The organism is Candidatus Omnitrophota bacterium (assembly GCA_030688425.1).
Classification (GTDB): domain Bacteria; phylum Omnitrophota; class Gorgyraeia; order Zapsychrales; family JANLHA01; genus JAUYIB01.
In genome coordinates this window covers 1-14,329 of the sequence record JAUYIB010000030.1, presented here as the reverse complement: position 1 = coordinate 14,329, position 14,329 = coordinate 1, and the positions used below count along the sequence as shown (strand labels likewise).

The window sequence follows — 14,329 nt, the reverse complement described above, 5'->3', positions numbered from 1 at the left end:
CTCCTCGGGGGTGCGCAATTCAAAAAAACATCATTATAAAGACATCCGCCTGACCCACTGAATTTCCAGGTCCGCCAAGGACGGAAGAGACGCGGCATAGGCGGCGGCCAAGGCCTCCGGGAAAGGCCGGCCGTCCCTCAGGTTCCGGCACAAACGTCCGAACGTATCGCTCCCGTATTTCTTGATCAAAAATTCCACTACGCTCAGTGACTGAGCGTAGAAAATCTGCGCCTTCCGGGGGTCCTTTTCCCGCCGGACATCCATCGCCATAAAAAGGCCGAAAGGGATGTGCTGGCGGCGGGGGACGAGCAATTTCATGGTCCGTGACGCCTCGGCGCTCTTGCCCGCCTCTTCCAGCTGGGCCACGCCCTCTTCAAACCATATCGGGACGCTGGCCTCGCCGATGAAATCGCGCAGGATCAGGTGGCTGATCTCATGGGGCAAAAGGCCGTCGACAAGCCGGTCCTCCTGAAAATACGTGACGATGGCCCGCGATTCGAAAAGATACGAATCCCGGTCCGCGTATCCCTTGGACCAGGCCGGCTGTCCGGTGGCCTGCATAAAAGAACGCTGGTCCGGAAAAATAAAGATCTTCGCCCTCTCATCCCACGTCCAGAAATCCTGATACCGGGAATAGCCGATGCGGGCGCCGATTTTTTTGTAATACTCCTCCGCCCGTCTCAACACCGTCCTGGCGGTTTCCCGGCCCGACGCGGGGGCAAAATAAACGACGAAGTGGTCCCCCTTCAGCTCCTGCCAATCTTCCCCGGCGGCGGGACCTGCCCCCATCGCCGCAAAGGCAACCGCAAAAAAAAGAACGTTCCGGGCCGAAGCTCGGGAAATTTCTGAAAAAATTTTATGCATGGGAAAACTGTCCCTGCAGAACAAGGCCGTTACCGCGCAAAGACATCCAGTTGGAAGACCGGCAGGAGCATGGCGATGATCAAAAATCCTATCGATCCGCCGATCAGCACGATCATCAACGGCTCCAGGAACGTGGTCATGACCTTGATCGCCTCGTCCGTCTCCTGTTCAAAGGCCTGGGAGATTTCATGCAAAGAGGAATCCAGGGATCCGGATTCCTCGCCCACGGACACCAGGTGCCCCACGATCGGCGGCACAAAAGAGATCCCCCGGATCTGGTTCCCGAAGGATTTACCGGCCGCCAATTCCTGCTGGCAGCGCTGAAGTTCGGATTTGATGATTACGTTGTCGACGATCGGCGTGGAAAGCTGAATGGCCCTGAGGATCGGGATGCCGCTTTTCAAGAGGAGTTCCAGCGTCCGGCAAAAGCGGGCCAGCTCCAATTTGATAAAAAACTCCCCCAACCAGGGCAGGCGCAACGTCAGCCGGCTCTTGAGCATCCGCGCGGCCTGGGTCTTGTTCCACTGTCCGAGTCCGGCGGCGATCAGCACTCCGCCCAGCAGGAGCGCCCACCAGTATTCCAAAAGAAAAGCGCTGAGACGCATGACGAACAACGTCGGGGCAGGCAGCGTCTGGTTCAGGTTGGAAAAAATGCCTGCGATCCTCGGCATGACGTACGTCAGCGTGAAGACCACTGTGGCGGCCCCGAACGTGGCCATGAACAGGGGATACGCCAGCGCGGTCCGGACCTTCGAAAGGATCTCCACCTGCCGGCGCTGATAACTGGCCATATCATTGACCGTTTCTTTGAGCCGGCCGCTTTCCTCCCCGGCCTTGACCATGACCACGTACAAGGAACTGAACACCCGGGGATACTGGGCCAGCGCTTCAGAAAAAGACCGGCCTTCCTTGATCTCAAAATGGACGTTGCGGACGATCTGCTGAAAAAAAAGATTCCGGATCTGGTCGGCGATGATCTCCAGGGCCCGGAGGATGGGGACACCGGCCTTGATCAGGATGACCAGCTGCCGGCTGAAAAAATACAATTCTTTGGACGAGACCCGCCCGTTCTTCCGGGCCGCCCGTCCGCCCGAAGAACCCTCCTCAACCGTGATGGGCGTCAGCCCCATCTGGATGATTTTTTCAACGGCCGATTCCTTGGATTCCGCCGCGACCTGTCCGGCCACGGTCTCGGCGGTTTTCTTTTTGGCCTTGTAAAAATAAATGGGCATGCGGCCGTTCTCCTTGGGTTAGTCCATCACCTGAGCCGCCGGTGATTCCGCCAGTTTGGCTTTTACGAACGCATCGATCTTCACCCGGTCGGCGCTGGTCATGTCCAGATAATAAACGACCAGGCTGAACATGGCCGAGAGACTGTCATCTTCCACCCGGCAGACCTTGGCCAGGCAGTCGATGCTGCGCTCGGTCTTCTCGAGCTGGATTTTCAGCTCCAGGATCGTGCCCAGGGGCAGGGTATATCCGGAAACGAACCTGACCCCGCCGGCGCTCAAATCCTTGGTGATCGAAGAGTGCTCAATGCCGTCGCTGATCAACCGCGACGGATTATGTTCATCCTGGCGGACGATCTGATACCGGACGCCGACGCGGACCGCCGCCCGCGCATAAGCGCGCAGTTCATACTCGTTTTTCGCGGACAGGACTTCCGGGGCAACGATCCTGGACTTGGCCTCCCCCGTTCCCCTGGCCGCCGGCTGTCCAGACGGCACGGGCGCGGCCGCCGGAGCGTCATCATCCCGGACCGTAACGTTCATGATTTCCGCCGGGGTCGTGACCCCGGACTGGACCTTCTTCCATCCGTCCTGACGCATGGACACCATGCCCTGCCGGATGGCGAGATTTTTGATGTCGTCCGCTTTCTCCCGGCCCAGGATCGAACGCCGGACCTCTTCCGAGACGACCAGCATTTCATAGATCGCCGTGCGGCCGTAAAAGCCGGTAAAATTGCAATGATCGCACCCCCGCCCGGCCCAGATATTGGCGTCCGCCGGCTTGGCCAGCCCCAGAGATTTCGCCATCTCTTCCCGGATTTCCGGCAGAGCGTCCTTGACCTCCTCCCTGCACTTGGGACAGAGGATCCTGACCAGGCGCTGGGCGATGAAGGCCTCAACGCTGGAGGCGACCAAAAACGGCTCCAGCCCCATTTCGATCAGGCGCGTGACGGCCGAGGCCGCGTCATTGGTATGCAGGGTCGAAAAGACCAGGTGCCCGGTGAGCGCGGTGCGAATGGCGATCTCGGCGGTCTCCAGGTCGCGGATCTCGCCGACCATGATCACGTCCGGATCATGCCGCAAAACGCTTCGCAACCCTGTCGCGAAATCCAGGTTGACCTTCGTGTTCACCTGGATCTGGGTCGCGCCTTCCATCTCGTACTCGACCGGATCTTCAATGGTGATGATCTTTCTCTCGGCGGAATTGATCTCCTGGAGGCAGGCGTACAATGTGGTGGTCTTGCCGCTCCCCGTCGGCCCGGTCACAAGAATGATACCGTGGGGCTTCTTGATGAGGGAACGGAAAACTTTCAGGGAATGCGCGTCCAGCCCCAATTTTTCCAAATTCAGAAGGGTCACCTTAGTCGGCAGGATGCGGATGACCATGCTCTCCCCGTGGGGCGTGGGGATGGTGGAGATGCGCAGGTCCAGCGCCTGCTCCTTGGTGGAAACGACCGTGCTCCCGTCCTGGGGCAGGCGCTTTTCCACAATGCTCAGGTTCGCCATGATCTTGATGCGGGAGATGATGGACGGCAAAAAATGTTTGACCGCCGGCGGCAGGTTCGCGTCCATCAGGACCCCGTCGATGCGGTAGCGGACCCGGACCTTGTTGCGGTAGGGCTCGATATGGATGTCCGTCGCCCGTTTTTTATACGCCTCGAGGATGATCTGGTTGACCAGCTTGGCCACCGAGGCATCCTCGCTCTCCTTCTCCACGTTCTCAACCCATGACGACTCCTGTCCCGGATCCGCGGGGGCAGCGGTTGCGGACTTTGATTCCTTGGACAGGATACGGTTGATCGTGTCGGCGCCGAGGCCGTAATGTTTGTTCAGGGCGTTGGAGACATCGCTTTCCCGGGCGAGGAGCATCTGCGGCTCAAGTCCCAGGTGCACCCGGATCTCGTCCTGGATCTTGACGTCCAAAGGATACGACGTGGCCAGGCTCAGCATTTTGCCGTCGATCTTGATCGGCATGAACTTGTAATACCAGGCAAACCGCACCGGGACTTTTTCGAGGACAGCCTTGTCGACGGCGACAGCCCTCCAATCGACGGTCTTCATCTGGAAAACGCTCATCAGCGTTTCCAGCACCTGATTTTCATTGAGCTTGCCCGTCCGGAGAACAGCGTCCTTGAGGGTCTCGTTGGGCTGAAGCGCGGCCAGAAGCTTCTCCGCCTCCGCCTGCGAAAAAACGCCTTTTTTAACCAGCTCTTCGGCGAACAATTTATCTGTATTCTTAATCATAAAGGCGGGAGACTTCCCCAAAAATCTTCCCCTCACACACTGGGGGCTTTTCCGATCATATAAAAGTCCGAGACCTTGACCTTGTCATAGACTCCGGTCAGGATCCCCTCGACACCGTCCAGATTCTCGTTGATATGGACGTACTGCCCTTTCTTGCCGGTGAAGACTTCGCTGACGGAAAACGGCTGTGTCATAAAATTGAGCATTCTTTGCGCGCGGCCGTAAATCAGGCGGTCCTCTTTGTTCAACTCCTCCACGCCGATGACCGCGACGATCCTTTTGAGACCGTTGTACTTGTTGATATACTGGATGGTTTTCTGGGACAGCTGGTAATGCCTCTGCCCGACGACGTTCGGATCGAGGTTGGCGCAGGAGCTCTGCAAAGGGTCGATGGCCGGGTACATCCCGCGCTGGACCAGGTCGCGGGACAAGACGATGGACCCGTCCAGGTAACTGAAAATCGCGACGACCGCGGGGTCGGTCATGTCGTCGGCAGGGACGTAAACCGCCTGGAGGGCCGTGACAGACCCGCCGCCCTTGATGGAACGGATCCGCTCCTGAACGCCGCTGACCTCGGAGGCCAGCGTCGGCTGATACCCGGTTTCCGCCGGGACCCGGCCCAAAAGGGTCGAAACCTCCTGCCCCCCCTGGATAAAACGGTAGAGATTGTCCATGAACAGCAGGATGTCCTTGTTCTTTCCCTGCAGATATTCCGCGAGCGTGATCCCCGTGTTCACGACCTCCGCGCGGGCACCGGGCGGCTGGTCCATCTGCCCGTAGGCCAGCATAACGTTCTTGAGCAGGTTGTTGTCTTTCAATTCGTGAAACAACTCGTTGCCTTCGCGGATGCGCTCCCCGATCCCCGTGAACACGCAGGCCCCGCCGTGGGCCTTGACGATATTATTGATGAGTTCCAAAATAACGACGGTCTTCCCGCAACCGGCGCCTCCGATAATCCCGGTCTTCCCGCCTTTCACCAGGGGGAACAGCAGGTCGATATACTTCATCCCGGTCTCCAGCACCTCGGCTTTCGCCGCTTTTTTTTCCTTCAAATCGAAGGAGTGGGTCTTCAACAGGATGCGGATAGGACTGCGCGCGGGAGTGTTGATCGGCCCCTCGTTGTCGATGGGGTTGCCGACCGCGTCCATGACGCGGCCGAAACACTCATCGCCGATGGGGATCGTGATGGGTTGAAACGTGTTATACGCCGGTGAATTGAGTTGAAGGTTCAGGGTGTCCACCAGGGCAACGGTCCGGACCACGCCGCCGGGGAGATGCTCGGCCGTCTGGAGAGAAATCTTTTTCTTGTCGAACGTGTAAACCTCGATCAGATCGTAAAGGGCGGGGGTGTCGTCCGGATTGTCGAAACGGACGTCCACAACGGGCCCCTGAACAGCGATGACCCGCCCCAGTCCGCGGCGAGGCTCGTCCTTGGTTCCCTTGGCATCTGCCTTGGGCTGTGCGGATTCTTTCACAGGAGCAGAGACGGGGACCGCGGCCTGCGTCGGCGTTGGTTTTGGTTGTTCAGCTGGTTTTTCCAACTTTCAACTCCTCTTGTTCCCTCTCCCCGCACGCCCCTTTGCAGGGGGTGGAAGAATTTCCGGCTCTGACTTGCGTTCCTGCTTCGACTTTCGCTCAACATCCCGAGCGAGAGCCCAGGAACTCTCGTTCCGCAAATCAGGCCGTCGTTTACCGCCTCGTCATCATCCGGGATGTAAAGACTTCCCTCATACCCTTGTCGATGTCGCCCTTTTTGGCTTTGGCAAACGCCGCGGCGATGCCCTTCTTGTCCTTCTTCATTTTCTGGACGCTGGCCTCCAGCTGCTGCGACTGGGCCGCGGCCTCGGAAATCTGGGTATCATGCATCATTTCATAAATCCGGCAGACCAGCCACATGTCGGCCAGGTAACTGATGACGTCCACCGGATTGCTTTCGTTGATGACTTTTTCGATCGAATCCACGAACTCCGCCTGCTTGGTCAACAATTCATCGCAGGGCAAAAGTTTGACGGTCCGGGGCTTCTGCAGGTTAAAATTCTTTGACCAGGGATAGACCACCATGACCTTGCCCAGATGCCCCTCCATGACCTGGTCGATCATATAGTCCTTGATGCGGATGGACGTTTCGTAAAGGCCGACTTCCTCGATGTCCCGGAAGATCTTCATGTTCGGCTCGACAGGTGCGAGCTTCTCGGCCCCCTTGCGTCCCACGGCGATCAGTTCGCTGTCCGGATACCGTTCCTTCTCGGCCAGGGCATGGCGGATGACCTTGGCGTTCAAGTCCCCCATGAACCCGGCCTCGGAAGAGATGCAGACGATCCCCACCTTGGGGTTATCATTCGAGACCAGGGGATGGCGGACTTCCGACAAGCTGATCATACGGAAAAACTCCACAAAGGATTCCCCAAAACGGGCGAACCGGTCCTTGCGGGTCGCCAACTGGTGGAACTTGGTGTCCGCGACGTCCTTCAAAACCTGGATGATCTCGACCAGCTCCGTGATGTCTTCCAGGTCCGATTTGATCTTATTGGCTTTTCCCATGCGACTCCCCTGCCCTGCGGCTATGAGGCGGAAAAATTAAGCAACCCTTTTTCAATGCGGTCTTTGACCGACGTGCCGGCTTCCTTCACGGTGCTCTGCAGGCTGCCGTCCAGCTTCAGGCTGCCGAAACTCAAGATCGCCCCGCTTAAAACCTTGGCGTTAACCGAAACGGTGATCTTGACCGTCCGCCCCAATTTCTTCTGCAAAATTTCCGATAAACGGTTCCGGAACGGTTCCGCCAAAGGTTCGGCCGTAAAAATCTCAGCGGTATCAACGGCGGCCCCGAGCATGTCCATGTCGGTCTTATCAAGATTGTCCAAAAATTCTGAAATCAAAGTGTCGTTGAGCGCGCCCCTGGCCTTTTTGCTGAGGACCTCATTGATGATCACCTCGACAAAATCCACGGTCTTCGCCTGCATCTCCTTCTCGATGTTCTTGCGCAGATCATCCCGGGTCCGCTGGGCCTTATTGATGATCTCCTCGCTTTCCTGACGGGCCTTGACGATCAGCTTCTCGCGCTCTTCCTTGGCCTTTTCCTCGGCTTCCTCGGTCATCTTCTTGACAAGGGCGTCCGCCTCGGCGCGCCGCTTCTGCAATTCTTCGTTCGCCAGCTTGATCTTGTCCGCCAGCTCTTTCTGCTGGGCCCGGACGGCCTCGGTGTCGCGATTCAGGCGGTTGACCGCGCTCTCGGTGTCGCTGAACAACACCCGCTTCAGGATAAAAATCACTACCCCCACAAAAATCGTCTGCAGGACGAGGAATTGGACAATCCACATGAATGACATTTTGGGACCCCCTTCAAATTGGATGCCTTAAAGATTTTCCGGTAAAAGCGCCTTGAAAAAAACCAACAGGCAGGTGACCGAAACCACTTCAATGACGAGCAAAGGGAAAATGATGTTCTTGTTCAGCACCGGCGTCTTGCTGGGGTACCGCCCCAGATTGTTGATAAACTTCGACCCCAGCCACCCGATCCCCAGGCAGGGGATAATCATGATCGCGTACCAGGACACGACGAAAATCAACATCGTGCTATCCATGGGGCCTCCGTCTCAAAACTTTACGATTTGCCGAACAGCTGAAAGACGACCAGGATGGCGATGATGGATATCGCCTCCACAAAAATCAGCATGATCACCATGCCCATAAAAATTTTGGACGCCGCCGACGGGTTACGGCTCAGGGCCTTGATGACAGAATACCCCAAAACCGCGATGACCACCGAAGGCCCCAGGACGGCGATCAGCATAACGGAAACAATCAGCAGGGTTTCTGCCCATTGCATGGCGGCAAGACTCCTCGATTGAACTGCGGCCGATCAGATGATGTTCTTCTTGTCGGCGTCCTCGATGACGATATCCTCTTCCTTCTTGACCTTCTTGGGCCGGATCCGCTCCAGCTCCTCAACGAGAATGATGCAATCGTTGGCGAAAAATTTGACCAGTCCGAACTTGACAGGCACGGCTTCCTGCCAGTTGATGATGATATTCCCTTCCTGAAGGACCCCCAGGACCGGGTAGTGATAGGGCATCAGTTCGTATTCGCCCAAGTCGCCGTTCAGAAAAACGCTCTCGACTTCATTCTGATACAGCAGGGCTTCCGGGGTCATGATGGACAGCTTAAACGTCGGCCGGTATTCTCGCGCCATAAGGCTCCCCGTTATTTGGCCGGGGCCCCCTCTTTCTTCTTGGACGTGGCCTGGTCCAGGACATCCACACCGACGGCAGAATCGCCTCCGCCTTCGACTTCGTCTTCCTCCTTGGGACGCTTGTCCTTGACCTCCTTGACATAGACCGCAAGGACTTCATCGATGACCTTTTTCATTTCATCGTCCAGGTCCCGTTTTTCGCGCATTTTTTTGATGAGCTCCGGCTTCCGTTTTTCAAAATAACCGAGAGCCGCGTCCTGAAAAATATTGACTTCTTCAATCGTCAGCTCATGCAGAACTTTCTTGTTGTAAGCGTACAGAATGATCGTCAGGGCCTCCATGGCGATCGGCTTATCGCGATCCTGCTTGAGGAGTTCCGTCAGAATGGCGCCGGTCTTCATCTGGTTTTCGGCTTCGTCCGACTGTCCCGACGTCTTGAGCTTGGACACGCGAAGGACTTCGCGGTATTGAAGGTATTCCAAACGCAGGGCCCCGCTCAGCTTCTTGACAACCGGCCACTGCACCTTGCTCCCGACGCGGGACACCGACAGGCCCAGGTCAACCGCCGGCTTCTGCCCCTCGCCGAACAGCGGAGTGCTGGTGTATATCTGCCCGTCGGTCATGGAGACCAGATTGGACTGGACATACCCGGTCAGGTCGCCTTCCAGCGTTTCGACAATCGGAAGATGCGTCATGGAGCCGCCGCCCAAATCATCCGTCAAGAACGCGGCCCGTTCCACAAGTTTGGAATGAAGATAAAAAATATCTCCGGGGTAGGAATCCCGGCCGGGGGCGCGCCCCAAGAGGAGGGAAATTTCACGGTAGGCCCAGGCATGCTTGGTGAAGTCGTCAAAAATCACCAGGACGTCCTTCCCCTGGAACATGAAATGTTCGCCGACGGCAGCCGCCACATAAGGAGACAGATAAAGCTGTCCCGAAGGAGCGGATGCCGTGCCCGCCACGATAGTGGTGTATTCAAAGCAGCCATGATCCAGAAAAAGCTGAACAACCTTGCCCAGGGCGGAGTTGGCCTTCCCGATGGCGCAGTATATGCAGATGACCCCGGTCCGTTTCTGGTTGATAATGGCGTCGGTGCAGATGGTCGTCTTGCCCGTCATCTTGTCGCCCAGGATCAGCTCACGCTGTCCGAACCCGACGGGGATCATCGCGTCGATAACCTTGATGCCGGTTTCCAGTGTCTTGTTAAGGATTTTGCGCTTGAGGATCGAAGGGGCGTCGATGAAGATGGGCCGGGTGGTGTCCACCTCCAGAGGCCCCAGGCCGTCCAGAGGTTCGCCCAACGGGTTCAGGATCCGACCGATGAATTTATTTCCGACGGGGGTGACGAACGGCTCCAGCGTGGCAACGGCCTTGTCCCCGGTCTTAAGCATCCGGGTCTGACGGACGATCAAAACCTGGGCTTCTTTTTCATCAAACCCCAGGATAATGCCGGACGTCCCGTAACCGAACCGGATGACCTGCCCGTTGATGCAGTTCTTGAACCCTTCCACAAGAACGATGCATCCGCGGATGACACGGACCACACCCTCTTCCGTATAACGCAATTCTGTCATAATTTCCGTTGCTCTGAGGACACAGTTTCAGCACCCCTGCCAGGGAGCTGTTTTCTATCCTAAACCATTCTGTTTTAATGTCTTCGACGTGATTATAACACAACAAGCCGGGCAGTTGGTCATAAAATCAAAAAAATCTGAGGATCGGATGCGGCAAGGGACAGCGGAACCTGTTACGATTTATTGGGCTCGGCCCCCGGTTTGGGGACCTCCTGGATGGGTTCGCGGGGCTTCGCCCGTTTCTCCTCTCCCATGGATCCGGAGCGTTTAGCCCAAACAAAAAAGTTGATGGTCGTGAAGAACGCCACAAACATCAAAGTGCCGAAGATGATGCGCCAGACCATCGTGACGGAAATGCCGCGCTTGAAAATGGCTTCCGACAAAGCGGCCAGCCCGCGCAGGGCGCGTAGTCTCTGCAGGACGTTTTTGACCTTTCCTTTCTCCATTTCATCCAACTTCTTGGCGCGGAGGATGGCCAGCATTTCCTCAAGCTTTTTCAGGTCTTCCTCGGCCTTGGCATATCTCTCCGTGTTCACCCGGTAAAGGCCGATATGCTGCTGGACGGGAAGGGACTCCTGCTGGGAAGACCTCAACTCCGCCAGCTTATTCACCATAGAATCATAAAGATATTTCCCGCTTTCCGCGAAGGCCGGGTCTTCCGAAATCTCCTGGTAGGCCTCCTTGGCCCGCAACTCAACGTCGTTGACTTTGGAAAGAGGGAACGTCCAGACATCCTTCAGGACGATTTCATACCGCTTGATCTCCGCCGGCTGGAATGTTTCCTTTTTGGTGAGATATGCCATTCCCTTTTTGTCATCGAACCGGACGTCAAACCCTTTTCCGTCAATGACGTCTTCCTCACGGATTTCCTTGGGGAGATAATGTTTCTGCTCAACGGTTTTCTCTTCCTTCTTCGAAGGGTTCTGGACCTCCAGCACCAATTTCACCGTCTTGTTGAGGTCCAGTTCCTCCAATTCCCTGGATTGCCTGACAAGATAGTCGATGGAATAGACGTTGTTTCTGATCTGGTCCATCTCTTCCTTATAAGCGCGATACTGTTCAATCCGGCGTTCGATATTGTCCGAATAAGTCTGTTGCTGCACCAGGATGCGGTCCAGGTGGTCGTTGATCTGGTCCCGGACGATCGCGGCGTTGCGGCTTTCCTCGAGATTCTTGATCTGGTCAAAACTCTGGTCGAGCTGATTCTTCAGGATGTCCACTTCCTCCCTGGTGATCACCCACACGTCCCTGACCTTCACCCTGAACGTCTTGGATTCCTTGGGCCCGAAGGGGACCGTCCCGTAAACAAAATACAGGCTGCGATCTACGTCGTAATCAACTTTCAAAGGCCCCGTGTCCACAACATCCTGGGGCTCCAGTTCCCGGGGGAGGTGATACTTGACGTCGATCTCCTTGCCCTGCTCATCGGGATTGACCGCGATCAAATTGATGGTCAAATCGGCCCATGCGGTGACCGGCGCCACCGCCAGGAGGAAAACGAGCATGCCGATCCCCCTCTGCCGCGCTATGCAAAAGATCTTATCGAACATTACTCCCCGCTTTCAAACCAGCTCTTGATGACCACATCATTGGTCGCCAGGGCTTCCTTGATGGCGTTCAGCTTGGCATTGATCTCTTCCATTTTTTCGTAAACCTTCTCCTCCTGCGACGCCTCCTCTTCGGTCAGAGACTCGACCTGCAAATCCTCCCCCTCAAGCCCCGCGGCCTTGGCGCTTTCATTCACAAAATTCGTCAACGTCGTCAGGATATCACCGGCCACCTTCCCGGTATCCATCTGGCTCTGGGAAATCGTCGCCGCGGCGGTCTTCAAATCCTGCAAGGCTCCGTCAAGATCCTTTATTTTTTCATAAGTATCCGGGGTCTTCCCTTTGGCTCCCAATTCTTTCCTGATCCCCTGGGCTTCGCCCAATGCGGCCTCGGCACTGCTTTTGGCTTTGCTGACATTTTCCTTAATGACCGCCAGTTTGCTCAATTCACCGAACACAGACTCAGCATCTTCGGCGTCTTCGACGGTTCCCATCAGTGTTTCCAAAGTATCCACAAACTCCTGGATTTCCTTCAGATCGCCAAACACGGAATTGACGGATGAAGCATCTGTCGTTGCCCCCAGCTTCGCCTCGATGCTTTGAACCCCCTCATAAATCGGGTCCAACAGTTCACTGCCCGTGACATCCTGCACAACATCCAAAACCTCATTGATGGTCCCGAACAAGGTCCCTGAAGCCAGCGTATCCGAGGAAGACCCCACAACGGAATTCAAGGAGTTGACCGCCGTCAATATGGTGGAGACATTCGTCACCAGCGTCCTGGCATTCTCCGCGAGATAAGCGATCTCGCTCCAGTTAATATTGGAGGACGTCATCACCGCCAGATCCCGCCAATTGATGCCCGAAGTGGTCGAGGATCCCACATCGGTCCAGTTCACCCCGGTTCCCGTCATGATGGCCAGGTCATCCCAATTGATGCCGCTGGCCGTCATGGCGCCCACGTCATTCCAGTTGATTCCCGCCGCGCTCATGCTGGCAATATTATCCCAGTTGATCCCCGCATCGCTCAACACGTCCACGTCCAGCCAATTCACACCGGCATCCGAAAGCTCCCCGATATCGAGCCAATTGATTCCCGACCGGGACATCGTATCAATGTCCGCCCAGTTAATGCCTGTCTCGCTCAGACTGCGCAGGTCAACCCAATTGATCCCCGCCGTCGTTAAAGCGTTGATATCCACCCAATTGATCCCCGTATCGCTGAGGGCCTGCACATCATTCCAGTTGATCCCCGACAAGGAAAGCACCGTGATATCCGACCAATTGATACCGGCATCGGCCATGACGCCCATATTATCCCAATTGATACCGGCGTCGCTCATCTCATCGACGCTCGTCCAGTTGATCCCCGCCGCCGAAAGATCGTTGATGTTCGCCCAGTTGATCCCGGTATTGCTGAGGATGTCCACATCCAGCCAGTTGATCCCCGCAGAAGAAAGCGCGCCCCAATCCGCCCAGTTGATCCCCGCGTCGCTCATGGTGTCCACATCCAGCCAGTTGATCCCCGAGATGGTCATGTCGCCAATATTATCCCAATTGATCCCTGAATCGCTCAGGACATCAATGTCATCCCAGTTGACGCCGGCCTGCGAAAGGGTGTTGATCTCCACCCAGTTGATCCCGGCGCTGGACATCTCGCCGATACTTTCCCAATTGATCCCGGCGGTCGATAAGTGGCCGATATCCGTCCAATTGATCCCGGCAACACTAAGCTCATTGATATTGGCCCAATTCACCCCGCCGGCCGACAAATCTCCGATATTGGCCCAATTGATGCCGGCGTCTCCCATGATATCCAGATCCGCCCAGTTGATCCCGCTCGCGGACACCTCATAAAGATTGTCCCAATTGATGCCGGCGCCTGAAAGGGCGCTGATATCCTCCCAATTGATCCCGGCAGCAGACAAATCATTGATATTGCCCCAGTTGACTCCCGCGTCACTCAACACATCCACGTCCAGCCAATTGATCCCCGCTCCACTCATATCATTAATGCTTGTCCAGTTGATCCCCGCGTTGCTCAACACGTCCACATCCACCCAGTTGATCCCGGTCGCGCTCATCTCATTGATATTCGCCCAATTCACCCCTGCCCCGCTCAACACCCCCACATCCAGCCAGTTGATCCCGCTCGCCGCCATCTCTCCGATGTTATCCCAGTTCACTCCGGAATCCGACATCTCTCCGATGTTCGCCCAGTTGATCCCGCTCGTCCCCATCTCACCAACAGTCCCCCACTTGATCCCCGCATCGCTCAGCACATCCACATCCACCCAGTTGATCCCGGCCGTGCTCATCTCATTGACATTTGCCCAATTTACCCCCGACCCGCTCAACACCCCCACATCCACCCAATTGATCCCGCTTGTTGCCATCTCCCCGATGTTGTTCCAGTTCACTCCGGAATCCGACATCTCCCCGATGTTCGACCAGTTGATCCCGCTCGTCGCCATCTCCCCGATGTTTTCCCAGTTGATCCCCGCATCGCTCAGCACGTCCACGTCCAGCCAGTTGATCCCGGTCGCGCTCATCTCATTGATATTCGCCCAATTGATTCCACCGACGCTCATCACCCCCACATCTACCCAGTTGATCCCGCTCGCCGCCATCTCCCCGATGTTGTTCCAGTTCACTCCGGAATCCGACATCTCCCCGATGTCC

General features: G+C 56.3%; 12 protein-coding genes. All 12 read right to left on the bottom strand.

Annotation, left to right across the window (positions count from 1 at the left end; genetic code table 11):
* Positions 1-33: 33 nt before the first annotated feature.
* Positions 34-864, bottom strand: a complete 831-nt coding sequence (locus Q8Q08_11380; protein MDP2654614.1) for a hypothetical protein — start codon at positions 862-864, stop codon at positions 34-36.
* 29 nt (positions 865-893) lie between these two features.
* The gene (locus tag Q8Q08_11375) at positions 894-2,096 is read right to left on the bottom strand and encodes a type II secretion system F family protein (GenBank protein MDP2654613.1); all 1,203 of its coding nucleotides are present in this window, start codon (positions 2,094-2,096) and stop codon (positions 894-896) included.
* A gap of 18 nt (positions 2,097-2,114) precedes the next feature.
* The gene (locus Q8Q08_11370) at positions 2,115-4,337 is read right to left on the bottom strand and encodes an ATPase, T2SS/T4P/T4SS family (protein ID MDP2654612.1); all 2,223 of its coding nucleotides are present in this window, start codon (positions 4,335-4,337) and stop codon (positions 2,115-2,117) included.
* Positions 4,338-4,369: 32 nt separating this feature from the next.
* The gene (atpD, locus tag Q8Q08_11365) at positions 4,370-5,878 is read right to left on the bottom strand and encodes a F0F1 ATP synthase subunit beta (protein MDP2654611.1); all 1,509 of its coding nucleotides are present in this window, start codon (positions 5,876-5,878) and stop codon (positions 4,370-4,372) included.
* A gap of 148 nt (positions 5,879-6,026) precedes the next feature.
* Positions 6,027-6,878, bottom strand: coding sequence for a FoF1 ATP synthase subunit gamma (locus tag Q8Q08_11360; protein MDP2654610.1), 852 nt, complete (start codon positions 6,876-6,878; stop codon positions 6,027-6,029).
* 20 nt (positions 6,879-6,898) lie between these two features.
* Positions 6,899-7,663 (bottom strand): F0F1 ATP synthase subunit delta, encoded by a 765-nt coding sequence (locus Q8Q08_11355; protein MDP2654609.1) that lies wholly within the window; start codon positions 7,661-7,663, stop codon positions 6,899-6,901.
* A gap of 27 nt (positions 7,664-7,690) precedes the next feature.
* Entirely contained in the window at positions 7,691-7,918 is a 228-nt protein-coding gene (locus Q8Q08_11350) for a hypothetical protein (GenBank protein ID MDP2654608.1), read from the bottom strand.
* A 20-nt stretch (positions 7,919-7,938) separates the two neighbouring features.
* Complete coding sequence (locus Q8Q08_11345; protein ID MDP2654607.1) at positions 7,939-8,163, bottom strand: ATP synthase F0 subunit C; 225 nt, start codon at positions 8,161-8,163, stop codon at positions 7,939-7,941.
* 33 nt (positions 8,164-8,196) lie between these two features.
* On the bottom strand, positions 8,197-8,526 hold the full coding sequence (locus Q8Q08_11340; protein MDP2654606.1) for a hypothetical protein: 330 nt from the start codon (positions 8,524-8,526) through the stop codon (positions 8,197-8,199).
* A gap of 11 nt (positions 8,527-8,537) precedes the next feature.
* Positions 8,538-10,100, bottom strand: a complete 1,563-nt coding sequence (gene atpA, locus Q8Q08_11335) for a F0F1 ATP synthase subunit alpha (GenBank protein ID MDP2654605.1) — start codon at positions 10,098-10,100, stop codon at positions 8,538-8,540.
* A 173-nt stretch (positions 10,101-10,273) separates the two neighbouring features.
* Positions 10,274-11,650: a hypothetical protein gene (locus tag Q8Q08_11330; protein ID MDP2654604.1), complete on the bottom strand. Its 1,377-nt coding sequence runs from the start codon at positions 11,648-11,650 to the stop codon at positions 10,274-10,276.
* A partial coding sequence (locus tag Q8Q08_11325) for a hypothetical protein (protein ID MDP2654603.1) occupies positions 11,650-14,329 on the bottom strand: 2,680 nt, incomplete at its 5' end. The genes Q8Q08_11325 and Q8Q08_11330, both read right to left, overlap by 1 nt.